At 63.8% G+C, this 22621-nt stretch carries 21 protein-coding genes and 1 rRNA gene; 3 read left to right on the plus strand and 19 right to left on the minus strand.

Features of this window, described 5'->3' with window-relative positions; translation table 11 throughout:
• The 15 genes from AB1402_08345 to AB1402_08415 form a co-directional block, all read right to left on the minus strand.
• Positions 1–402 (minus strand): 16S ribosomal RNA (locus AB1402_08345); the annotation flags it as partial.
• Positions 403–625: 223 nt separating this feature from the next.
• A complete protein-coding gene (lysS, locus tag AB1402_08350) occupies positions 626–2098 on the minus strand; it encodes a lysine--tRNA ligase (protein ID MEW6541607.1) in 1473 nt (490 codons plus the stop codon).
• 25 nt (positions 2099–2123) lie between these two features.
• The gene (gene greA / locus AB1402_08355; GenBank protein ID MEW6541608.1) at positions 2124–2594 is read right to left on the minus strand and encodes a transcription elongation factor GreA; all 471 of its coding nucleotides are present in this window, start codon (positions 2592–2594) and stop codon (positions 2124–2126) included.
• Between the two features lie 198 nt (positions 2595–2792).
• Positions 2793–3890, minus strand: a complete 1098-nt coding sequence (locus tag AB1402_08360) for a shikimate dehydrogenase (GenBank protein ID MEW6541609.1) — start codon at positions 3888–3890, stop codon at positions 2793–2795.
• A 101-nt stretch (positions 3891–3991) separates the two neighbouring features.
• Positions 3992–4960: a tRNA dihydrouridine synthase DusB gene (dusB, locus tag AB1402_08365; GenBank protein MEW6541610.1), complete on the minus strand. Its 969-nt coding sequence runs from the start codon at positions 4958–4960 to the stop codon at positions 3992–3994.
• Positions 4957–5760 (minus strand): type III pantothenate kinase, encoded by an 804-nt coding sequence (locus AB1402_08370; GenBank protein MEW6541611.1) that lies wholly within the window; start codon positions 5758–5760, stop codon positions 4957–4959. The genes dusB and AB1402_08370 overlap by 4 nt, the downstream gene beginning before the upstream one ends.
• A complete protein-coding gene (locus AB1402_08375; GenBank protein ID MEW6541612.1) occupies positions 5748–6725 on the minus strand; it encodes a biotin--[acetyl-CoA-carboxylase] ligase in 978 nt (325 codons plus the stop codon). The genes AB1402_08370 and AB1402_08375 overlap by 13 nt, the downstream gene beginning before the upstream one ends.
• Before the next feature lie 180 nt (positions 6726–6905).
• Complete coding sequence (gene nadC, locus AB1402_08380) at positions 6906–7766, minus strand: carboxylating nicotinate-nucleotide diphosphorylase (GenBank protein ID MEW6541613.1); 861 nt, start codon at positions 7764–7766, stop codon at positions 6906–6908.
• Complete coding sequence (gene nadB / locus AB1402_08385) at positions 7753–9342, minus strand: L-aspartate oxidase (GenBank protein MEW6541614.1); 1590 nt, start codon at positions 9340–9342, stop codon at positions 7753–7755. The genes nadC and nadB overlap by 14 nt, the downstream gene beginning before the upstream one ends.
• 97 nt (positions 9343–9439) lie before the next feature.
• Entirely contained in the window at positions 9440–10351 is a 912-nt protein-coding gene (nadA, locus tag AB1402_08390) for a quinolinate synthase NadA (GenBank protein ID MEW6541615.1), read from the minus strand.
• 117 nt (positions 10352–10468) lie between these two features.
• Positions 10469–10831 (minus strand): aspartate 1-decarboxylase, encoded by a 363-nt coding sequence (panD, locus tag AB1402_08395; protein ID MEW6541616.1) that lies wholly within the window; start codon positions 10829–10831, stop codon positions 10469–10471.
• A 5-nt stretch (positions 10832–10836) separates the two neighbouring features.
• The gene (panC, locus tag AB1402_08400; GenBank protein ID MEW6541617.1) at positions 10837–11859 is read right to left on the minus strand and encodes a pantoate--beta-alanine ligase; all 1023 of its coding nucleotides are present in this window, start codon (positions 11857–11859) and stop codon (positions 10837–10839) included.
• An 88-nt stretch (positions 11860–11947) separates the two neighbouring features.
• A complete protein-coding gene (gene panB / locus AB1402_08405; protein ID MEW6541618.1) occupies positions 11948–12778 on the minus strand; it encodes a 3-methyl-2-oxobutanoate hydroxymethyltransferase in 831 nt (276 codons plus the stop codon).
• Positions 12771–13664 (minus strand): DUF2520 domain-containing protein, encoded by an 894-nt coding sequence (locus AB1402_08410; protein ID MEW6541619.1) that lies wholly within the window; start codon positions 13662–13664, stop codon positions 12771–12773. Before AB1402_08410 ends, panB begins: the two co-directional genes overlap by 8 nt.
• A 237-nt stretch (positions 13665–13901) precedes the next feature.
• A complete protein-coding gene (locus AB1402_08415) occupies positions 13902–14639 on the minus strand; it encodes a Sir2 family NAD-dependent protein deacetylase (GenBank protein MEW6541620.1) in 738 nt (245 codons plus the stop codon).
• A 468-nt stretch (positions 14640–15107) separates the two neighbouring features.
• Here AB1402_08415 and ilvD point away from each other — a divergent pair, with 468 nt between their 5' ends.
• The 3 genes from ilvD to AB1402_08430 all read left to right on the plus strand — a co-directional run bounded on the left by ilvD (position 15108) and on the right by AB1402_08430 (position 18820).
• Complete coding sequence (gene ilvD, locus AB1402_08420) at positions 15108–16796, plus strand: dihydroxy-acid dehydratase (protein ID MEW6541621.1); 1689 nt, start codon at positions 15108–15110, stop codon at positions 16794–16796.
• Between the two features lie 165 nt (positions 16797–16961).
• Complete coding sequence (gene larB, locus AB1402_08425) at positions 16962–17726, plus strand: nickel pincer cofactor biosynthesis protein LarB (GenBank protein ID MEW6541622.1); 765 nt, start codon at positions 16962–16964, stop codon at positions 17724–17726.
• Between the two features lie 251 nt (positions 17727–17977).
• Positions 17978–18820, plus strand: a complete 843-nt coding sequence (locus AB1402_08430) for a hypothetical protein (GenBank protein MEW6541623.1) — start codon at positions 17978–17980, stop codon at positions 18818–18820.
• A 188-nt stretch (positions 18821–19008) separates the two neighbouring features.
• On the opposite strand, the gene folK is transcribed toward AB1402_08430, so the two are convergent.
• From folK to AB1402_08450, 4 genes are all read right to left on the minus strand, one after another.
• Positions 19009–19521, minus strand: coding sequence for a 2-amino-4-hydroxy-6-hydroxymethyldihydropteridine diphosphokinase (gene folK, locus AB1402_08435; GenBank protein ID MEW6541624.1), 513 nt, complete (start codon positions 19519–19521; stop codon positions 19009–19011).
• Positions 19518–19889 carry a dihydroneopterin aldolase gene (folB, locus tag AB1402_08440; protein ID MEW6541625.1) on the minus strand — a complete coding sequence of 124 codons (372 nt, stop codon included), beginning with the start codon at positions 19887–19889 and terminating at the stop codon, positions 19518–19520. Before folB ends, folK begins: the two co-directional genes overlap by 4 nt.
• Entirely contained in the window at positions 19886–21076 is a 1191-nt protein-coding gene (gene folP / locus AB1402_08445; protein ID MEW6541626.1) for a dihydropteroate synthase, read from the minus strand. Before folP ends, folB begins: the two co-directional genes overlap by 4 nt.
• A 220-nt stretch (positions 21077–21296) precedes the next feature.
• The gene (locus AB1402_08450; GenBank protein MEW6541627.1) at positions 21297–22562 is read right to left on the minus strand and encodes a (Fe-S)-binding protein; all 1266 of its coding nucleotides are present in this window, start codon (positions 22560–22562) and stop codon (positions 21297–21299) included.
• Positions 22563–22621: the final 59 nt, after the last annotated feature.

A 22621-nucleotide genomic window follows, 5' to 3' on the forward strand; every position in this document is an offset into this window, starting at 1 on the left:
CGCCCATTGCGGAAGATTCCCCACTGCTGCCTCCCGTAGGAGTCTGGGCCGTGTCTCAGTCCCAGTGTGGCCGGCCACCCTCTCAGGCCGGCTACCCATCGTCGCCTTGGTGGGCCGTTACCCCCCCCAACAAGCTAATGGGACGTGAACTCATCACCAAGCGCCGGCATTGCAAAGAGGCCGACTTTCCTCCACCAACGATGCCGCCGGTGGAAACTATCCGGTATTAGCACCAGTTTCCCGGTGTTGTCCCAGTCTTGACGGCAGATTGTTCACGCATTACTCACCCGTCCGCCGCTGGAATAGAAGTCAGAGGTCATCTGACTTCTACTCCCGCACGACTTGCATGTGTTAGGCACGCCGCCAGCGTTCGTCCTGAGCCAGGATCAAACTCTCCATAAATAGCTCAAAACCTTACCTAATTCACCACTGTTCAGTTTTCAAAGACCATCTTAGTTAGTAAAGCGCCGCTTCCGCAGCGCACAAATCTCAGTGTAACACCGGACCGCCTGTTAGTCAACCATTTTTGGCTAGTATTTTTTGCCTGCGCCGTCCTCGTACTTATAAATTTAACATACGGCCACGGCGATGTCAAGACCGGCTCGGTACATTCAGCCAATATAAGTCAGTCTTCGCGCGGTCTTAAAAGAGGGAAGAGGATAACGTCCCTGATGGACGGCGAATTGGTCAGGAGCATTATCAGGCGGTCGATCCCGATGCCGAGCCCGCCGGCCGGGGGCATTCCGTACTCAAGAGCGGTGATGAAGTCCTCGTCGAACACGTGGGCCTCTTCATCGCCGCGCCTGCGCTTTTCCAGCTGGGCTTGGAACCGCTCACGCTGGTCCACCGGGTCGTTCAGCTCGGAGAAGGCGTTGGCGATTTCGCGCCCGGCGATGAAAAGTTCAAAGCGGTAGACCAGGTGCGGCGCGTCCTCCCGCCGCTTGGCCAGCGGCGACAGTTCCAGCGGATAGTCATAGATGAAGGTGGGCCGCACCAATTGCGGCTGCACCTGGTCCTCAAACACGGCGTTGACGGCCTCGGCCCAGGTCGGCTCGGCGTCGAACTCCAGGCCGGCGCCCCGGGCTGCGGCGGCGGCCTCTTCCGAAGAGAGGGCTTCAAAATCCAAGCCGGTCTTCTCCTTAACCGCCTCCAGCATGGAATACCGTGGCCAGGGAACGGTGAAGTCAAGCTGCTGTTCACCGTAGGGGAAAACGCGTTCCGTGAAGACCTGCTCGATGACGCTTTCGATCAGGCGTTCCGTCAGGCCCATCATGTCGTGGTAGTCCGCGTACGCCTCGTAGATTTCGAGCATGGTGAACTCGGGGTTGTGCCGGGTGGAGATCCCTTCATTCCGGAAGTTGCGGTTGATTTCGTACACCTTGTCGAACCCGCCGACCAACAGGCGCTTGAGGTAGAGTTCGGGCGCGATCCGCAGGAACAAGGAAAGGCCCAGGGCGTTGTGATAGGTCTTGAACGGGCGGGCGACCGCACCGCCGGCTAGGTTCTGCATCATCGGCGTTTCCACCTCGAGAAAGCCGTTTTCGTCCAGGTAGCGGCGTATCGCCGCGATGATCCGGCTCCGGGTGATAAACACTTCCCGGCTCCCGGGGTTGATGACCAGGTCGAGGTAGCGCTGCCGGTACCGGAGTTCGACGTCTTTAAGACCGTGCCACTTCTCGGGCAGGGGCCGCAGCGACTTGGCCAGCAAGACGAAATCGAAAACGGCCACGGTCACTTCGCCGGTGCGCGTCTTGAAGACCGTGCCCCGGACGCCGATGAAGTCCCCGATGTCCAGGGCCTTGAAAAGCTCGTATTTTTCGGGGCCCAGTTCGTTCAGCCGGAAGTAGGCCTGTACCTTGCCGGACCCGTCCTGAAGATCCCCGAAGGCGGCTTTGCCGTGGCCCCGCTTGGCTATCAGGCGCCCCGCCAGACTCAGCTCCCGCCCCTCGAGCCGCTCATGGTCCTCCACGACCGCCGCCGCCGAGTGGGTGCGTTCATAGCGTCCGCCGTAGGCCGGCACTCCCTGGGCCTGCAGTTGGTATAGCTTCTCGCGCCGCACCCGCAACAGTTCGTGCAACTCCTGGTCGTGGCCGCTCATTGACCGTCCCCCTGAAAAGCGCCTGCTAAAGCTCCGAACGCATAATGCCGATGATTTGGTATTTCAACGTCCCGGCCGGCACCAGGATTTCAACGATGTTGCCCACCCGCTGGCCGAGCATGGCCCGGCCCACCGGTGACTCGTCGGAAATCTTGTTCGCCCGGGGATCGGACTCCATCGAGCCGACGATGGTGTACTGCAGCTCGTCTCCGCCGTTTAAGTCCTTCAAGCGTACCGTGGAACCGATGCCAACCTCTTCGGTGCCCACGTCCTCGGCGTCGATGACCTTGGCGATGCGCAAGGCTTTCTCCAACGTGATGATCCGGCCTTCGATAAAAGCTTGTTCGTTCTTGGCGTCCTCGTACTCCGAGCTGTCGGTGATGTCGCCGAACTCAATGGCCTGTTTGATCCGCTCGGCCACTTCCCGGCGCTTCACCATTTTGAGGTGCTCCAGCTCCCCCTCCAGTTTGCGCAAGCCCGCAACCGTCAGAATCATGTCTTTCTTTTCTACCGACACGTTCCTCTACTCCTTAATATTGGCCTTAGATCTACACGACGCTGTCACGGGGGTAAAGACCCTAGTGTGCTAACAACCATTTATATATCTCCCCGGAACCCTTTATTCAACCGGACAAAGTTTGAGGCACTGCAAGATTCAGGCCGGCAGTGCCTTTGAGCCTCGTCAAGACTTTGGTCAATTATAATGAGCGTGTTCTCCCTTGTCAAGCCGTCTTTGGGCATTCTCCGCAATCCGGGCGATTTCATCCTTGGAGACGGCCCGCTCAAAGCTGCGAAACCCGGCCGTTCTGAAGCCGTGTTTTTCGGCCAGGGCGGCGATTTCCTCCACCTGCCGGACCGTCAGCTCCCGGCCCAGGGTGAAGTTTTCAAAACGCCCCTCCAGGGCCAGGATCATCGTCTCGGCCATGCAGGCGTAGGCCATCCGGGGCGGAAAACCGAAATCGAGTTGAAAGTCCACCGGCCCCGGGACCTCGACCACGCCGCCCTCGATCACCAGCACGTCGTCCCGCAACTCAACCACGCGCCGGGAAACATCCCGCGGGCGGGCGACGTCGCAGACGACCGCGCCCGGCTTCAAGTGCTCGGGCTCGATGATCGTGTCGACCGCGCTGGTGACGGTGATGACGACGTCGGCACTGCGGAGCGCCCCCGTCAGGTCGGGCGTGATCCGGGCCGCCAACCCGCAGTCGCTCATGATCGAATCGGCCACCAACTCCAGCTTCTGCTGGTTGCGGCCCACCAGGGTCATGCGTTTCGCCTCCCGGGCCAGGATCCGGGCACACACGGAACCAATGGCCCCCGCGGCCCCCACGACCGCAACCTCGGCCTCGGCCAAGTCGTGACCCATCAGCCGCGCCGCCTCCCGGGTGCCCTGAATGGCGGTGGCGATGGTGTAGCTGTTGCCGGTGGTTACGGGAATGTCCAGGGCCTTGGCCACCGATATGCCGGCGTCCCCCACCACCTTGGTGAAGGCCCCCAGCCCCAGGATCTTGGCCCCGAGTTTCTCGGCCTTCTTTCCGGCTTCAATGACCTTCCGCAGCACATACCCGGGATCAAGGCTCATTATCTGCCGCGTCGTCAGCGGGCAGGAGACGAACCAGCCGGCAACCTCGTTGTACCCCGAGCGGACCCCCGTAATCTCGGCCGTCTTCACCGGGGGCAAAAGCCGCAGGGCGGCCTCTACCCAGTTGTCCGGAAACCGGCGGGCGAACTTGAATTTTCGTGATACGTCGCTTACGCTGAGGGGATGGATAACGAAGGCAAACCGGTCCAAGTGGTCAAACCTCCTCGCACCAATAACCCATTTTAGCAACCTCTCCGGTTTTTTGGCAAGAAGCACTTCGCGCCGAAACTCGCCCGCGCCACTGTAGGTAACTAAAGACCCCGGTCGTTAAGGCTCGTGATGAGACGGCGCAAGGAGGCGGCCGTGTCCGCGGTGTGCAGCCGTTCCCGCAGCCGGGCCGAGGCGCGCAAACCCCGCGTGTACCAAGCGGCGTGCTTGCGCATCTCCCGGACGGCCTTGTCCTCGCCCTTGTACCGAATCAGCAGCTCGAAGTGGCGCAGGGCCATGGCCACCCGTTCCTCCGGAGTCGGCGGCGGGGGTTCCCGGCCGGTCTCCAGGTATTCGCGCACCTGCTTGAAAACCCAGGGGTTGCCCCGCGCCGCCCGGCCGATCATTACGGCGTCGCACCCGGTCTCGGCCAGCATCCGCGCCGCGTCCGGACCGCTTTTTACGTCCCCGTTGCCGATCACAGGTATGTCCACCGCCTGTTTGACCGCCCCGATCACACCCCAGTCCGCCTGGCCGCCGAAGAACTCGAAACGGAGGCGCCCGTGCACCGTGACCGCGGCCGCACCGGCCTGCGCCGCCACCCGCGCCAGCTCTACGGCGCCGGGATAACCCTCACCCCATCCCTTGCGCATCTTCACGGTCACCGGCACGGGTACGGCCGCCGCCACCGCCGCCACAATCCGCCCGGCCCTTTCCGGGTCACGCATAAGGGCCGCCCCTTCGCCGCCGCGGACGACCTTCGGCGTAGGGCAGCCCATGTTGAGATCGACGATATCGGCCCCGGCTTCGGCCGCCAGCCGGGCAGCGTGAGCCAGGACGCCCGGGCCGGAACCAAAAATCTGGACGGCGAGCGGGTGCTCCCCGGATACGGCCAAAAACTCAGCGCTCCGGCGGTTTCCGTGCATCAGGGCCTGCGCCGAGATCATTTCGGTCCAGGTGAGGCCGCAGCCCATCTCCCGGGCCAGATCCCGGAAAGCGCGGTCGGTGATCCCGGCCATGGGGGCCGACACGACCCGGTTCGGCAGGGTGACGGCACCGATTTTGAAGGTCACTGTTTCAGTCCTTCTGGCGTGGTCAGGTTGCGCTCGTATACCAGGCGCAGCCCCAAAAGCGTCAGCAACGGGTCGACGACCTCCACCGTCTCGGTCTCCCGCGCGATCAGTTCCGCCAGCCCGCCGGTGGCCACCACCCGGGGGGTGCCCTCCATTTCCGTGCGCATCCGGCGCACGAGCGCGTCGACCAATCCGGCGTAGCCGTAAATAATCCCGGACTGGATGCTTTGCACGGTGTTCCGCCCGATGATGGCCGGCGGGCGCACCAGTTCCACCCGGGGCAGCTTGGCCGCCCGCTCGAACAGCGCCTCGCACGAGATGCTGATTCCGGGGGTGATGATTCCCCCCAGGTATTCGCCGCGGACGGAAATCGCGCAGAAAGTGGTGGCCGTGCCGAAGTCGACCAGGATCAGCGGCCGGCCGTAGCGTTCCTGCGCCGCGATCGCGTTCACGATCCGGTCTGCGCCCACCTCCCGCGGGTTTTCGTACCGGATGGGCATCCCGGTCTTCACCCCGGGGCCGACCAGGAGCGGGGGGCCTCCGAAGTACTGCCGGCAAGCCTGGTCGACGGTGGTGTTCAGGGGCGGAACGACCGACGAGACCACGGCGGCCTGGATGCCCGCCGTCCCAAGGCCGCGGTCGGACAGCAACTGCTTGAGCAGGATCCCGAACTCGTCGGCCGTCCAGTGCCGCTTGGTGCTCAAACGCCAGTGGGCGAGCAGGTTTTCTCCCGCCCAGACGCCCAGGACGATGTTGGTGTTGCCCACGTCCACCACCAGGATCGTTTTCACGTTGCCCACCCTTCCCTCTCCATATGTAACTCGCCCGTGATCACCCGCCGGATTCCCCCGGCGGTGTCCAGCAACAGAGCCCCGTCAACGTCCACGTCCACCGCGCGGCCCAGCAGTTCGCCCTCCGGGGTGGTAACCCGCAGCGGGCGTCCCAGGCAGGCGTTGTGCCTTTTCCAAGCCGCGAGCACGGGAGCGAAGCCCTGCTGCAGCCAGACCAGATACCAGTGTTCCATGGCGGTCAGCAACCCCCGCAAAAGCTCGGGTCTCAAGACGTCTCCTCCAGTGATCTCCCGGACGGTCACGACCCGGGTCCGCAGTTCGGGTGGAAAGTCCCGCTGATCCAGGTTAACGTTCAGACCCATGCCCACCACCAGGTGGTTGATCCGGTCCAGTTCGCCGGTCACCTCGGTCAGGATCCCGCCGAGCTTCAGGCCGCGCCAGACAAAGTCGTTCGGCCATTTCAGCCCGGCCTGGATGCCGGGATAAGCGGCCAGCGCGTCCACCCCGGCCACCGCCGCCACAAACACGGCCTCCGGGGCCCGCGCTGACGGCAGGGGCGGACGAAGTACGACCGAGAACCAGAGCCCGCCCCGGGGCGAGACCCAATTCCGGCCCAGGCGGCCCCGGCCGCCGGACTGTTCCTCGGCGACGACCGTGGTCCCTTCGGGGGCCCCCCGCCGGGCCCACTCCTTGGCGTGATCGTTGGTGGAAGAAAGCGTCGGACGGTACACGTAATTGCGGCCGCAAAAAGCCGTTTTCAGGCCGGGTTGGACCGCCTCCGGCGCCACGAGGTCGGGCTCGGCGAGCAAGCGGTAACCCAAGCGTGAACGGGCTTCAATCCGGTATCCCTCCGCCCGGAGAGCCCGGATGTGCTTCCAAACCGCCGTCCGCGAAATGGTCAGTTTCCGGGAGATTTCCTCCCCCGAGACGTAGTGCGGGCTTGTCCTCAGATATTCCAGCACGGAAGACTTCATCCAGCCCACCCCCTGCTCCAATTGTAACCGGCAAAAGGTTATGCTTGACATTTCTGTTGAATTATATTAGGCTTTTGATAAACAGCGATCAGTCTGGAGCACTTCGCTCGAGGGCGGGGTGTTTCGTTATTTTAAAAACGGTCTGCCATTTAATTACAGTTTTTGGGAGGGTGGTCTCGGTCACCTACCCCGGGGGCTAAAGCTCCCCGGCCGTTCGAGATCCAGTCCGATGTCCAGGTCCGGGACCGAGTGTGTCAGGCGGCCGAGGGAAATAAGGTCCACTCCGGTGGCGGCGATCTCCCGGATGTTCTGCTCGTCAACGTTTCCCGACGCTTCCAGCAAGACCCGCCCGTCCACGAGCCGCACGGCTTCCTCGATCAGCGCCGGGGGCATATTGTCGAGGAGAATCACGTCCGCCCCGGCGGCCAGCGCCTCCCGGACCCCGTCCAGATCCTCAACTTCCACTTCCACCTTCAGCAGGTGGTGAGCGGCGGCCCGGGCGGACCGCACGGCGGCGGTGATCCCGCCGGCGACCGCGATGTGGTTGTCTTTGATCAGCACGCCGTCGTCAAGGGCAAAGCGGTGGTTGTGCCCGCCGCCCACCCGCACGGCGTATTTTTCAAGCATCCGCAGACCGGGCGTGGTCTTGCGGGTATCCACCAGGCGGACCGGATAGCCCTCGACCAACTCACTGAGCCGTCGGGTCCGGGTCGCGATTCCCGACAGGCGGCAAAGGAAATTCAGCGCCACCCGCTCACCGGAGAGGATGGGGCGCGCCGCCCCGCTGACCTCGGCCAGCACCGTGCCCCGTTGTACCCGCTCCCCGTCTGCAACCCGGTTCCGGAATTCCACCGAGGGATCCAGCACGCCGAAAACCCGCCGGGCCACCTCCAGTCCGGCCACCACCCCGGCTTCCCGGCTGCGCAGCACGCCGGTGGCCCGGGTTCCGGCGGCAACGGTGGCGGTAGTGGTCCAGTCCCCCGCACCGATGTCCTCCGCCAGGGCCTTGCGAATCAGTAGATCCAGTTCAAGCTCGTTCACGTGTCAAAGCCCTCTTTAAAATGATGTGCTTGCGCCAGCACTCTCTGGGTTCCGGATAATCGGCGCGGTAGTGCCCGCCCCGAGATTCGCGCCTGGCCGCGGCCGCCTCGGTGACCAGCGCCCCGATCTGGAACAGATTGCGGGTTTCCATCGCCTCCGGAGTCTGCGCCGGGCAAAGCTCCAGGTACTCGTGACGCCGGAAGAATTCGAGAGTGCGTTCAAGACCCTCCGCTTCGCGGCTTAAGCCGACATGGGTGCTCATGTGCGCCTGCAATTCTTCCCGCAGGGCCGGGTAGTCGACCGGCCGCGCCTCGCGCCGCCCGGAATAGGCAAAGTGCGGGTTGGGTTTCGGGACCGCGGGCCGGGACAGGATGCGTTCCACGATCCGGCCGCCGAACACCAGCCCGTCCAGGAGGGAGTTGCTCGCCAGCCGGTTGGCCCCGTGCACGCCGGCGCAGGCCACCTCACCGCAGGCGTAGAGGCCCTCGATCGCTGTCTCCCCGTGCAGGTTGGTCCGCACCCCGCCCATGATATAATGCGCCGCCGGGGCCACCGGAATCCAGTCCCGGCTGATGTCCAGGCCGACCGTGGCTAAAGTGTGGGTGATCGTCGGGAAGCGCAGCCGCAGGGTGTCCTCCGGAAGGTGCGTGACGTCCAGAAAAACGTGGTCCGCGCCCGTGGCCTGCATTTCGCTCAGTATGACCCGCGACACCACGTCCCGGGGGGCCAGCTCCGCGCCCGGGTGGAAGCCGGGCATGAACCGCTCGCCCCGCACATTCCGCAGCACACCCCCTTCACCGCGTACCGCTTCGGAAATCAAAAACGGCGGACCTTCCGGTACCGCCAGCATCGTCGGGTGGAACTGGATGAACTCGAGGTCGGTCACTTCGGCCCCCGCCCGGTAGGCGACGGCGATGCCGTCTCCGGTAGCCACCGGCGGGTTGGTGGTCTGGCGGAACAACTGCCCGGCCCCGCCGCTCCCCAGGATCACCGCCTGGCTGTAAAAAACCTTCAGCCGGCCTTCCGGCTCGTTGAATACCAGGGCGCCGTAGCAGCGGCCGTGTTCCACCAGCAGGTCGACGACGAAATTGTGTTCCAGCAAGGGGATGCTGCACTCGCCGGCCTGGAAGCAGAGACACCGCTGAATCTCGGCGCCGGTGGCGTCGCCGCCGGCGTAGAGGATACGGCGCTGGCGGTGTGCCCCTTCCCGGGCCAGGGCAAAACCGTTATCCGTGCGCTGAAAACAGGTCCCCATCTCCACCAGGTCCCGCACCCGTTCCGGCCCTTCCGTGACCAGGACGCCCACGGCTTCGGGGTCGCACAGACCCGCCCCGGCCTCCAGGGTATCCTCCAGGTGCAAAAAGGGGGAGTCGCCAGCGCCGATGGCGGCCGCGATTCCCCCCTGTGCCCGTTCGGTGCTCGTGTTTTCAACCATCTTCTTGGTCAGCACGACCGGGCGCCTCCCCGACCGCGCCAGCAGATAGGCGGTGTACAGACCGGCGATGCCGCTCCCGATCACGAGATAGTCGACCGTTTCCACCGGCAGTGCCCGGGTGTCGAAATCAACCAGGTACACACGCTCGGCCTCCTGTTCACCCAAGTCCTAGGCGAGGCGCCGGCCCTTAACGACCGGCTCATTCCTTTCAATCCGCTGAAAACGTAATTGAGGAAGGCTACAAGGCCAGCATCCGCTCCAGAGACTGAAGCGCGCGGTTTCGGATTTGTTCCGGCACGGTGACCCGGGGTTCCAGTCTTTTCAAGGCATCACGGACTTTGATCAGGGTGGTGAGCTTCATACTGTCGCATATCATGCCCCTGGACGGCAGATAAAACTTCTTGCCGGGGCAAAGCTTGGTCATCCGGTGGATGATGCCCTCCTCGGTGCCGACAATGAATTCTTTGAAACTGGAATCCCGCACGAACTGCACCATTCCGGAAGTGCTCGCCACTTTGTCGGCGAGGTCGATCACTTCGGGACGGCACTCGGGGTGCACCACCACCAGGGCGTCCGGATGCTTGCGCCTCGCCCGCTGGATGTGTTCCGGCAGGATATCGTCGTGCACACAGCAGAACCCGGGCCACAGCACCAATTCCCTTCCGGCCTGCCGGGCGGCCCAAGCCCCCAGGTTCCGGTCGGGCACGAACAGAATCCGGCGGTCCGGGGGAATGGACGCGATCACCCGCACCACGTTGGCGGAAGTGCAGCAGATGTCGCTCTCGGCTTTGACGTCCGCCGTGGTGTTGACGTAGGAAACCACCACCGGGTTACCGAGTTCCGTCTTTTTGCTGCGCAACGACTCCACCCCGGCCATGTCGGCCATGGGACACCCCGCCCGCAGGTCGGGCAGGACCACCGTTTTGTGCGGGGAAAGAATCGCCGCGCTCTCGGCCATGAAGTGCACGCCGCAAAAGACGATCACCTCGGCCTCGGTAGCGGCGGCCGTCCGGGAAAGCTGGAGCGAATCCCCCACAAAGTCGGCAATGTCCTGGACTTCGGGGCGCTGATAATAATGGCTGAGAATTATCGCCTTGCGTATCCGGCGCAGCGCGTTTATCTCAGCAACTAATTCGTCGGATATTTCCACCGTGCCACCCCTTGCCGCTCTATAAGCGGACCTGATGGAACTCGCCCCTCGAACTACCCGGCGTCGTTACCGTCATGCTATTTCTCCGGCCCGGTCATGTCAAGTGACCCAAACCCCTCAGTCGGGCAAAACCCTGGCGATCTTGTTCTCGCCGTCGACCAGCACCACCCGTGGCGCCCACCCCAAGGCCTCGTCTTCGGAACACCAGGCGTAAGCCATGATGATCACCAGGTCTCCCGGCACGGCCAAGCGGGCGGCCGCCCCGTTCAAATTGACCACGCCCGACCCCCGGACACCCGGGAGCACGTACGTCTCAAACCGCACGCCGTTGCTGAGGTTGGCCACCTGTACCTGTTCGAAGGCCAGGATTCCGGACGTTTCCAGCAGCTCCTCGTCCACCGTGATGCTGCCCTCGTAGTCTAGGTCCGTCCCGGTCACTTTCGCCCGGTGGATTTTAGACTTGAGCATCTTCAGGTGCATTATCTTCAGGCCTCCCTCTGGATACTTGCCGCCACTCTTTGCGCGGACCGTTCGCCCGGCAGCCGGACCATCACGTTGTCAATCAGGCGTGCCCGCCCGAAGCGGGCCGCCACGGCCAAGAGCAGCTCCCGGTCGTCGGGACCGGGCGCGGTCAGACCGGGCAGCGCCAGGATTTCAGCGTATTCCAAGCCGGCCCGCGGCTCGGCCGCGATCGCGGCGGCCAGCCGGTCCCTCACGGCGGGCAGGCCTTCGCCGGCCAGGACGGCCTCCCGGGCCGCCAGCAGGCTCCGGTAGAGCACGGTCGCCGCGCGGCGCTCAGCCGGGGAAAGGTAGGAGTTCCGGGAACTCATGGCCAGGCCGTCCGGTTCGCGTACGGTGGGCACGGCAACAATCTCCAGGTCCAGGTTCAAGTCCCGCACCAAACGGCGGACCACCAGCACCTGCTGGGCGTCCTTCCAGCCGAAAAAGGCGGCGTCCGGCCGGACGATGTTGAAGAGCTTCGCCACCACCGTGGCCACGCCCCGGAAGTGCCCCGGCCGGCTGCGCCCGCACAGGACCCCGTCGATACCGTCGACCTGCACGAAGGTGCGCGCTTGATCAGGGTACATCTCGCCGGTGTCGGGGACGAATACGCACTTCACGCCCGCCTCCCCGGCCAGCCGCAGGTCGCGTGGCAAGTCCCGCGGGTAGGCCTCCAGATCCTCGCCCGGACCGAACTGGATGGGGTTGACGAAGATGCTCGCCACCACGTGCGGGAAACGGCGGCGCGCCTCGCGCATCAGCGTAAGGTGCCCCTCGTGAAAGTAACCCATCGTGGGCACCAGCGCGACCCCGCCGGACCGGCGAAAGTCCGCAACCGCCGCCCGGATCTCCGCCACAGTCCCGCAGACCCGCAAATCCGGAAACGCCCCGGGACTTGCTGTACCTTGCCCCCTGACCAGGCTCATCGAATTGGGAGGACAAGCATCCATGTCCGGGAACGCCCCGGGACTTGCTGCACCTTGCCCCGGACTCTTCTGTACCGCCATTTTGACTCCTCCAGATAGAATCCAGAATTCAGAGAACCGGCCGCGGAATTCACCTTCCGGCTTCTGACTCCTGACTCCTGAATTCTTCTCATTCCGTCCACTCTTCCTCCGGCATCGCGAAGCCGTGCTCTTCCGCCGGGAACCGGCCGGAATCCACCTCTTCCCGGAACTCCCGCAACGCGCGGCTGATCTCCGTGTGCAGGTCGGCGTAACGCTTCACAAAACGCGGGGTGAAACCGCCGTAGAGCCCGAGCAGGTCATGGGTGACCAGCACCTGCCCGTCGCAGTGGGGGCCGGCACCGATACCGATGGTCGGCACGTTCACCGCCGCCGTGATCCTTTGGGCCAGCGGCACCGGCACGCACTCCAGCACCACGGCGAACACTCCGGCTTCGTCCAAAATCCGGGCGTCTTCCAAAAGCCGCTTGGCCGACGCCGCGTCCCGGCCCTGGACCCGGTAACCGCCCAGTTGGTGTACCGACTGCGGCGTCAGCCCGATGTGCCCCATCACCGGAATTCCGGTGCCGGCAAGAATCCGCACCGTTTCGGCGACCTCACGGCCGCCTTCGATCTTGACGGCCTGCGCCCCGCCCTCCTGTAAAAAGCGCCCGGCGTTGCGAACCGTCTCCGCACGGTCCACGTTGTAAGAAAGAAACGGCATGTCGCCGACCACCAGGGCCCGCTTCACCCCCCGGCTCACCGCCCGGGTGTGGTGAATCATGTCGACCATGGTCACCGGAATGGTCGAGTCATACCCCAGGACGACGTTTCCCACGGAGTCCCCCACCAGGACGATGTCGATCCCCGCTTCGTCCACCAGCCGGGCGGTGGGGTAATCGTAGGCGGTCAGCATCGTGACCGGACGCCCCTCTTCTTTCTTGCGGCGGATGTCCAGCGTCGTGAGCCGTTTGTCAGCCACGGTCCAAAACCCCCTCAAACAAGGCGGCCAGCTCCCGGGCCTGCACGGCGCCAAGCGCGCCCTGCTCCCGGGCGAGGCCGGCGGTGTAGGCCCCCAGGGCCCGGTAGACTCCTTCATAACCGTCATCAAGGCGGGCAAGGGCCGCCAGGTGCCATTCCAGGGTCGGCCGGTCGCCGCGGGCCACCGGGCCGGTCAGCGCCCGCACCGGGCCCAGGTTCCGGACGTTCTCCCGGGTACCGTCCACAAGGGGCGCGAGCGCCTTCAGGGCGTCCGCGCGCGTCCAGCCGCACCGGCCCAACAATTCGGTGGCGAGGTGGATCACGGCCACCAGGTAGTTTGACGCCACGCATGCCGCCGCGTGATAAAGCGCTTTGTCTTTCGCGTTTACCTCCAGGGGCACTCCCCCCAGGTCCTCCACCAGGCGCCGCACCCGCCAGACCCCGGCGGGGTCCCCTTCCACCCCGAAGTAACACCCGGGCAGACGTTCCAAAGCGGTCTCCACGTCCGCGAACGACTGCAGCGGGTGCAGGGAGGCGACGTCGGCGCCGGCCGCCCGCGCCGGGGCCAGGACCTCGGCCGGCGTGGCCCCGCTGGTGTGGGCCACCAGTTGCCCGGCCGCGAAGCCGCCCCGGGACTGGATAGCCGCGGCCACGGCCCCGATCTCCCGGTCCGGGGTGGTGATGAGCACCACGGCGGCGTTCCGGGTGCACTCCGCCGGACGCACCGTAAAGGGGCAACCCAGCCGCTCACCCAGACGCCGGGCGGACTGCTCGCTGCGGGAAGCCACCCCCACAATTTCGTAGCCGCGGCGCTGCAGGGCCAAGGCCAGCGTCGAGCCCACCCGGCCCGCGCCCACTATGCAAACCTTGCGGTCATTGTCCGGCATTACCATACTCCAATCATCCAATCCTCACGGCCGCCAGGAAAGCAAAAAACCCCGGACAGACCCGCGGGATTTCTTGAAGAACCCACCGTCTCGGTCCTAAAACGGCTCCAAGCGGCCTTGCGCTTTTAAGTTTTACGGACCACCAAAACCAGGTGTAGTTCCCCTTTGGGATACCACCCGTTGATGTAAGGTATTGTAGCACGGAACCCGCGGCGTGGCAATGTCTTTCAACTTTTCCTACAATTCAAGTTCCTGAAGCAGTCCTTTGAATACCTCCACAAGGTCCCCCCGCAATACGACTTCGGCCGCATCGTCCCAGGGGGTCGGGTCCCGGTTGATGATCACGAACCGCCGGGCGAAGCGGGGCAGCGCGGCCACCGGGTAAACTTGCAAACTCGAGCCGGCGACGAGCAGCAGCGGGCAACCGTGCAGAGCCTGGACAGCCGCCTCGAAATCATCCCCCAACACGTCCCCGAACAGGACCACGTCCGGCCGTAGAAGGCCGTTGCACGGGCAACGCGGCGGATTCTTCCCGGACTGAAACCGGTCCACCAGGAAAGCGAACTCGTGCCGCGCGCCGCACCCCAGGCAGCGGCAGGTCCGCAGATGACCGTGCACCTCCCACGTCCTTGAACCCGCCCGCACGTGCAGGCCGTCGATGTTCTGGGTGATGACGCCCTGGAGCAGGCCCTCCTGCTGCAAGCGGGCCAGGGCGTGGTGCGCCGGGTTGGGTTCGGCGTTCGCGAACTCCAGCCACCACTCCATGTTGAACCGCCAAAAGGCGGCGGGATCGCGCTGAAAAGCCTGGACGCTCGCCACTTCCATCGGGTCGACCTTCTCCCACCGGCCGACCCCGCGGCTGCGGAAATCGGGGATGCCGCTGGCCGTGCTGATCCCGGCCCCGGTGAGCGCCAGCGTGCGGGCAGATTCCCTGATCAGCCGCGCCAGTCCGGCGATGTCTTTCCCGGCGGCCACGTTACCACCTCCAAAACAAATCACGACAAAGTGATAGCGATAAGTGAACCGCCCATCCCTTCGCTCTGTTCAGGAGTTTCCTGGAATAAGCGAATTCGCGGGTTTCCTGCTTCATCGCAACCCTGCCGGGCTGCTCCTATATTGTAGCAATAGAACCGAAGTAGAACAATGGTTCCCGGAAAAACAAAGCCCACCTGTCACCCCCGCCCTTCGCCCTCGCTTGGCGAGCAAGGAAGGCGGAAGGCGCGGGGACTTCCCGGCGGGGGAGGCTAAGCTATTGATCCAAAAGGCACGACTGCCCGGTTCGGTGCCTGCAGGAACTCGGGGGGTGCTGTAGAAAAATTATTTATATGCCTTAAACCGGAATACTAGGTGCAGTAAATATCCGGTTAATTGGGCTTGTGCGTCGGGAACTCGCCCGGCCTCGAAGGCTCGAGGCGAACCCAGTGGAAAAGGGGGAACCCTGCTGTGAACAGCGACGTCATCAAGAGCGGATTCGAGCGCGCGCCTCACCGCAGCTTGCTAAGGGCTACGGGCAGGCTGAGGCAGGAAGCCGACATGCAAAAGCCCTTCATCGGCATAGCCAATTCCTTCGCTGAAATCGTACCCGGTCACGCCCATCTCGACAACTTCGTCACGGAAATTAAAGAAGTCGTTTACGAGGCTGGCGGGATACCTTTCGAGTTCAACACCATTGCCCTGTGTGACGGGATTTCCATGGGGCATGCCGGCATGCGCTACAGCCTGCCGTCCCGGGAACTGATTGCCGACAGCGTGGAGACTATGGTCCAGGGTCACCAATTCGACGGATTGATCTGTGTGCCGAATTGCGACAAAATCGTGCCCGGCATGTTGATGGCGGCCCTTCGCATCAATATCCCCACCATTTTTGTTTCGGGTGGGCCGATGAAGGCGGGCCGGACCAGGGAGGGGCGGCCCATCGACCTAGCCTCAGTATTTGAGGGTGTCGGAGCTTTCCGTGCCGGTCGGATCGATGAAGCAGGACTGCTTGAACTCGAACGAGCGGCTTGCCCCGGGTATGGGAGTTGTGCGGGGATGTTCACCGCCAATTCCATGAATTGCCTGTGCGAGGGCATTGGACTTGCCCTGCCGGGCAATGGGACCATTCCCGCCGTCGGCCCGGAGCGAAGCAAACTGAAACGTTGGGCAGGGCGACAGATCTTAGAGTTGATCAGACAGGACATCCGCCCCAGGGACATCGTGACCAAGGAAGCCTTGGACAACGCTTTCGCCTTAGACGTAGCCATGAATGGATCCACCAATACCATCTTGCACGCCCTAGCCATCGCTCAGGAGGCGGGCCTGGACTACCCCCTGGAACGCATCAACCTGATCTCCGGGCGCACCCCCACTTTGTGCAAGGTTTCTCCTGCTTCCGACCTGCACATTGAAGACGTGGACCGGGCGGGCGGCATTACCGCCATTCTGGGTGAACTCTCCCGGCGGTCGGGGCTAATAAACCTGGATTGCCTCACGGTGACGGGGGCAACCCTGGCAGATAGCATCGGCCAGGCCCGCAGCCTGGATCCCCGCGTCATTCGAAGTCTAGCTGACCCCTTAAGCCCCAAAGGAGGATTAAAAGCCCTCTTCGGCACCCTGGCCCCAGAGGGGGCCGTGGTCAAGACGGGAGCCGTCCTGCCTCAGATGATGCGCCACCAGGGACCGGCGGTCGTCTTTGAATCGGAAGAGGCGGCATCCCGGGCTATTCTGGCCGGGCGCATCAAGCCGGGAGACGTGGTGATCATCCGCTACGAGGGGCCGAAGGGCGGGCCTGGCTTCATGGAAATGCTGGGCCCCACCGCGAATCTGATGGGCATGGGACTGGGAGAGTCGGTGGCCCTCGTGACGGACGGCCGTTTCTCCGGTGCTACGCGCGGCGCCTGTATCGGTCATGTTTGCCCCGAGGCAGCCACCGGAGGCCCCATCGCCCTGGTGAAAGACGGCGATATAATTGCCTACGATCTGAATGAGGGTACGATTGATTTACAGGTTTCCGAACGGGAATTGGCCGCCAGAAAGGCTTCTGTTCAACCCCCGCACCGGCAGAAACATACGGGCTGGCTGGCGAGGTACGTGGAAATGGTTGGCCCCGCCAGCCGTGGCGCGGTGGTCCGGCCGCCGCACTGGGCATCTTAAACTCGCCGGTCCGGTACCTGGGAAACTCCGGCATCGGAAAACGATGTCCCTCTCCGGACACCGATACGCTCAAGTCCCCGGGAGGACCAACGACGGACTTGACCTAAATAAGGTTGACCGGCTGAATCCTGATTGAATCCTTCACAAGAGGTGTTCCGGTTGTCGATGGATGACGTGCTAATGGCGCTGGTTCGTGGAGAGATCGACCTCGAAACCGCCAGGGCAAGGCTTCAGGTGTTAAACATCAGGCGGGTGGGAGAAATCGCCCGCCTCGACGTCAACCGCACCCGGCGGACGGGAGTACCGGAGGCCATCCTCGCCCAAGGAAAGCGCCCGGAGGACGTCCGCCGGCTGGCGCTGGCCATGGCGGCTGAAAGCGGTTACGCCTACGTTACCCGGGCTGATGCGGCAGCGGTAAGAGCGTTAGCGCGAGATATCCCCCAGGGGCTCGCGATGTCACACAACGGCTTGGCACGCACAGTACTCTTGAAAAACAAGGACTTCACTTTCCCCCGTAGCGGCAGGATCGGCGTGCTGGCGGCAGGCACGGCGGACGTCGGGGTGGCCGAAGAAGTGGTCGAGACCGCTCACGTCATGGGCTGTGAGGCGCTCAAAGCCTATGACGTGGGCGTAGCCGGCATCCACCGTTTGTACGAGCCGCTGGGGGACATGGTCGATCGGCGGGTGGCCGCCATCGTGGTCGTGGCGGGCATGGACGCCGTCCTCCCCATTGTCGTATCCAGCCAGGTGGCCGTGCCGGTGATCGGGTTGCCCACGTCCGTAGGCTACGGAATGGGCAAGGAAGGTGTCGCCGGCTTAATGACCATGCTCCAGACCTGTACCCCGGGGCTGGCCGTGGTCAACATCGACAACGGTTTCGGGGCGGGCGTGTTCGCGTCGCTCATCGCGCGACAGTCGGCCCAATGCTAGCCGTCTATATCCAAAACCATCACCCGGTGGGTCATCGCGTGTTCCCCCATCCCACGCCGGTTTTGTCCACTATACCCGCTTGTCTGCTCCAGGAGAAGAAGTCAAGCTGCGGCGGAGCACTCTCCCATTCGACATGACATGCACCACCAGCCAAAGTCCGGTATAATAACCTGAAAAGCGTCCTGAAAAACGTCGAGTCGTCAAAATAGGTTTAAAAGTCATGTGTCAGCGCTGGGATGGGGGCGATGGTTTTGGACTCTTCACTTTTCTGGCTGTTTTTCATTTTACTCATGATCTTGCCCGTGATCCGGCAGTACCGGATTACCATGGCCCGCCTCCAGTTGATCCGCAATATCGAGCGCAAACGTAACACTCGCGTGATCACCCTGATCCACCGCCAGGAACTCATCGCCCTCTTCGGCATTCCGCTGACCCGCTACATCAATATTGAAGACTCCGAAGAGATTTTGCGGGCCATCCGCATGACCCCGGACGAGTTGCCCATCGACCTGGTGCTGCACACCCCCGGCGGCCTGGTCCTGGCTTCGGAGCAGATCGCCCGGGCGCTGCTCAAGCACCCGGCCCGGGTGACGGTGCACATTCCCCACTTCGCCATGTCCGGCGGCACTATGATCGCCCTGGCCGCCGACGAGATTTTTATGGACGAAAACGCCGTGGTGGGGCCCATGGACCCACAGCTGGGGAACGTCCCCGCTTCCTCGGTGGTGGAGGCGGTGCGCCAAAAAGGGGTGGACAAGGTGGACGACCAGACCCTGATCCTGGCGGATGTAGCCTCCAAGGCGCTGCGGCAGGTGGAGGCGTTCGTGTTCGAGCTGCTCAGTGACAAGATGAACCAGGAGCAGGCCCGGCAAATCGCCCGCGGCCTGACCAGCGGCCAGTGGACCCACGATTACCCGATCACCGTCGAGAAACTGCAGGAAATGGGCCTTCCGGTGTCCACCGGCTTGCTGCGCGAAATTTACGACCTGATGCAACTGTATCCTCAACCGGGACAGCGTCGGCCCTCGGTGCAGTTCATCCCGGTCCCCTACCACCGCCCCAAGGACGACCAGCCCCGGCGTCCCGGCGTTTGAACACCGGCTGACCAGCCGGAGATGTACCGGATCATCACCACCCGGCTGGATGATCTTGAGGAATTCATCCGCGAAGTGCTCGGCTATCTGCAGAAAGCCCGGTCCTAATCATCCCCCCGGCGTGCACCGGTCCTCCAGTCTTCCTCCCGCCAACCTCATCACCCACGACCCGGCCTTGCGAACGTTTGTTATACTTTACTTGCTGGGGTGTCTCCGGCATAGCGGTGCAACCGCTGTTCCCGGACCAGCCGGCGCGCCAGCACCGACGCCTTACCGCCATCCGGGAGATCCAACCCGGGGCACAAGTCCGCCAGCGGCACCACCGCAAAGGCCCGTTCGGCCAGGCGGGGATGAGGCACCGAAAGACCGGGCTCCATAACTGTTTGGGTACCAAAAAGGAGCAGGTCCAGGTCGATCACCCGGGGCCCCCACCGCTCCCCGCGTTCCCGGCCCAGCCGCTTTTCAATCTCCAGCATTCGCTCCAGCAATTCCCGGGCCGGCAGGGTGGTCTCGACCTCCACGACCGTGTTCAAAAACCAGTCCTGTTCCGTATGGCCCAGGGGTGCGGTCTCGTACACGGGGGCCCGGCGTCTCAGCAACACCCCGGGCATCGCCGCCAGTTCCCCGACCGCCTTTTCCAGGTTGGCCGGCCGGTCCCCCTGGTTGCTGCCCAGACCGATGTAAGCAATCGTGCTGCTCATCCGGTCTCTTCCCGGCGGCGGACGATCTCCACCGCGATGTACTTGAACCGGCCCCGCACCGGGGCGTGGGGCTTGCGCACCCGGACCCGCACTTCAGCGAGCGGGAAAGAAGACAGCACCGCCGCCGCCAGGGCTTCGGCCACCGCTTCGATCAACCGGTACCGCCGAGCCGAAAACGCTTTTTTGACCTCGGCGTACACGGCGCTGTAGTCCACGGTGAGGGCCGGGTCATCGGCCCGGCCGGCCGGTCCCAGATCCAGCACCAGTTCCAGGTCGACCTGGAAGGGCTGACCCATCTCCCGCTCGGCATCCAGCACCCCGTGATAGCCGTGAAACTCGAGCCCCTCCATTATAATGCGGTCTTTCATTGGTCGCTGCCTCCCCGGACGATGGCGTCCGTCATCCTGGCCACTCGCACCATCTCCCGCACGTCGTGCACCCGCACGATGTCCGCCCCGCGGCAGATGCCTACGGCCACGGTGGCCGCCGTGCCCTCCAGGCGCTGGTCCACCGGCAGGTCCAATACCTTGCCGATCGTGGACTTGCGGGAGGTGCCGATCAAGAGCGGGCACCCCAGGCCGGTGAATTCCCCCAGACGCCGCAGCACGGTCAGGTTTTGCTCCGGTGTCTTGCCGAAGCCGAAACCCGGGTCGAGGATGATCCGGCCGGGCGCGATGCCGGCCTGTGCCGCCTTGGCCAGGCGTTCCTCGAAGTACGCGGTGATGTCGCCCACCACGTCCCGGTATTCCGTCCCCCGCTGGTTGTGCATCAGGACCACCGGTACCTCGTAGCCGGCCACCAGTTCCGCCATTCCTTCGTCCGCGAGCGCCCACTGGTCGTTCACCAGGTGCGCGCTGGCCGCCAGGGCCGCACGGGCCACCGGGGTTTTGCCGGTGTCGATGGATACGGGAATACCAAGTTCTCCGGTCAGCCGCGGCAGGACCGCCATCACCCGGGAGAGTTCCTCCTCCAGGCCGACCGGCTCGGCGCCGGGGCGGGTGGATTCACCGCCGAGGTCGATCAGGTCGGCGCCGTGCGCCGCCATTTCCCGAGCCCGAGCGAGCGCCGCCTCCGGCTCCAGGTAGGCGCCCCCGTCCGAAAAGGAGTCGGGGGTGACGTTTAATATGCCCATCACCAGGGTGCGTTCCCCCAGCGGCAGGAACTTCCCCCGGCAGTCCAGCCCGCGGGGTTTGGTTTCGCAGTTTTCCAGCACCCGCTCGATCTTGTCGACCAGCGCCGCCAGGCCGAACGGCTGCATCCGCATCTTCTTCAAAAAGGCGGCATACTGTTTGGCGGTGCCCATGAGCAGCGCGTCGGTTTGGGCCACGGAATGGTTCACCGTTCCCCAAGACACCGCCGCCTCCCCTCCGCGGGCGAGCATCTCCTGTTTGACGATGTTCGCCTGCACGGGGGTCAGCCCGGTGACGCGGAGCACGCGGTGCACCGCCTTGGGCGCCATCAGCGCTACTCCGGTTTCGTCGGCGCCTACTCCGGCCACCGCCCTTTTCGCCGCCTCAAGGCCGTCTATATCCAAAACCATCACCCGGTGGGTCATCGCGCGTTCCCTCATTTCACGCCGGTTTCGTCTATTATACTCGAAAAAGGCAAAGTGCAGGGCTCCGAACCAAGCCGCGGGAGCCGTCCACGCGAAGCACGGAGCTCAGGCGGCGGCTCCACCGCCCCCAAGAGAAACCGTGGGGACGCGCCGCCCCCACGGTTTTACCTGACAGGGTCCGTTCCTTGGCCGAACGAATCGGCCGGATTCGAGTTTAGTCCTATTCTTCCTGCTTCGGCCGGGGTCCGTCCTCGGGCCAGATCAGGGCGTGCTCCACCAGGTGGTGCAGGTGCTTGACCTTCATCCCGAGGTTGTACTCCTTGTTGATGTCGTTTAACTGGTCGTAGCAGTTGTGGCACGGGGCGCAGCAGATCTCGGCGCCGGTGGCCATCATCTGGTCGGCTTTAAGCTTGCCCTTGGCGATCCGCTCTTTTTTCACCACGGTGCCCATCGGTAGAGCGCCGGCGCCGCCGCCGCAGCAGTAGTTGTACTCCCGGTTGGGCCACATGTCCACGAACTTCTCGGCCACGTTCTCTAAAATGTACCGGCCTTCCTCAATCAGACCGCCCTTGCGCACCGTGTTGCACGGGTCATGGATGGTGACCACGTAGGGATTCCTGGTCTTGTCGACCTTGATCTTGCCGGTCTTGATCAGGTCGGCCATCCAACCCACCATGTGCTCGAAATTCCAGGGCACCTCGCCCTCTTTGTACCAGACCTTCTTGCCCCACACGAAGGCCCAAAACCCGTGCCCGCACTCGGTCATGACGCAGCGGTTCACATTAAGCCTTCTCATCTCGTCCACCACAAAGTCCATGATCTTTTTAGCTTCGTCGTCCCGGCCGTTGAACAGCCCGAAGTTGGTGACGTCGAAGGCTTTGGAGGATACCGTCCAGCTCTCCTTGGCGTTCCAGAAGATCTTGGTCCAGCTCTTGATGTCCTCCGGGTAGTACTTGATCTCCCGCGGGTGCGGCAGAAACAGAATATCCGCGCCCTCCACGTTGACCGGGATGGTCAGGCTCGAATCCCCGAACTCGTCCTGGAGTTCCTCCTGCATCCACTCGATGGTCTCCATGAACTCCTCTTCGGTGATCTCCATCTGGTTCCCGACTTGCATGTGCAGGTCGGCCACTTCCTGCAGCCGCCCGGGGGCGGTCAGGCCGAACTGCCCGCGCACCGTGCGCACCACGTTGGGCAGCGGCACCTTGCCGGGGCAGTGCATGGTGCACCGGCCGCACATGTTGCAGAGCCAAACGAATTTGTCGTTCAGCACCTCGTCCTTCAGACCGAGGGCGACCTTGCGCATGAACTTGCGCGGGTCGTGGTTCTCCACTATGTCGGTGAAGTAGCACGCCGCCGCGCAGGTGCCGCAGGCCAGGCAGTAGTTTAAGTCGAACTTGCCCTGCTCGGTCGCGAAACACATCCTTTGGGATATTTCGTCCCTGAAATTGGGATCTCGGACTTCACTCAGCTTTTTGGCTTCCATTATGAACATATCCCTCCACCAACCGAATTTGAAACCCCGTCCCGGACCGCGGGCCGCGC

The sequence above is a fragment of the Bacillota bacterium genome, from assembly GCA_040757205.1.
Taxonomy (GTDB): domain Bacteria; phylum Bacillota; class Desulfotomaculia; order Desulfotomaculales; family Desulforudaceae; genus Desulforudis.

Bases quoted from the DNA above. Each gene is read 5' to 3' on its own strand.
- panD (MEW6541616.1), bottom strand. From the start codon at position 10,831: ATGCACCTGAAGATGCTCAAGTCTAAAATCCACCGGGCGAAAGTGACC.
- folP (MEW6541626.1), bottom strand. From the start codon at position 21,076: ATGACCCACCGGGTGATGGTTTTGGATATAGACGGCCTTGAGGCGGCG.
- folK (MEW6541624.1), bottom strand. From the start codon at position 19,521: ATGAGCAGCACGATTGCTTACATCGGTCTGGGCAGCAACCAGGGGGAC.
- AB1402_08375 (MEW6541612.1), bottom strand. From the start codon at position 6,725: ATGAAGTCTTCCGTGCTGGAATATCTGAGGACAAGCCCGCACTACGTC.
- larB (MEW6541622.1), top strand. From the start codon at position 16,962: ATGGATGACGTGCTAATGGCGCTGGTTCGTGGAGAGATCGACCTCGAA.
- lysS (MEW6541607.1), bottom strand. From the start codon at position 2,098: ATGAGCGGCCACGACCAGGAGTTGCACGAACTGTTGCGGGTGCGGCGC.
- AB1402_08450 (MEW6541627.1), bottom strand. From the start codon at position 22,562: ATGGAAGCCAAAAAGCTGAGTGAAGTCCGAGATCCCAATTTCAGGGAC.
- panC (MEW6541617.1), bottom strand. From the start codon at position 11,859: ATGGCGGTACAGAAGAGTCCGGGGCAAGGTGCAGCAAGTCCCGGGGCG.
- greA (MEW6541608.1), bottom strand. From the start codon at position 2,594: ATGATTCTGACGGTTGCGGGCTTGCGCAAACTGGAGGGGGAGCTGGAG.
- AB1402_08410 (MEW6541619.1), bottom strand. From the start codon at position 13,664: ATGCCGGACAATGACCGCAAGGTTTGCATAGTGGGCGCGGGCCGGGTG.
- folB (MEW6541625.1), bottom strand. From the start codon at position 19,889: ATGAAAGACCGCATTATAATGGAGGGGCTCGAGTTTCACGGCTATCAC.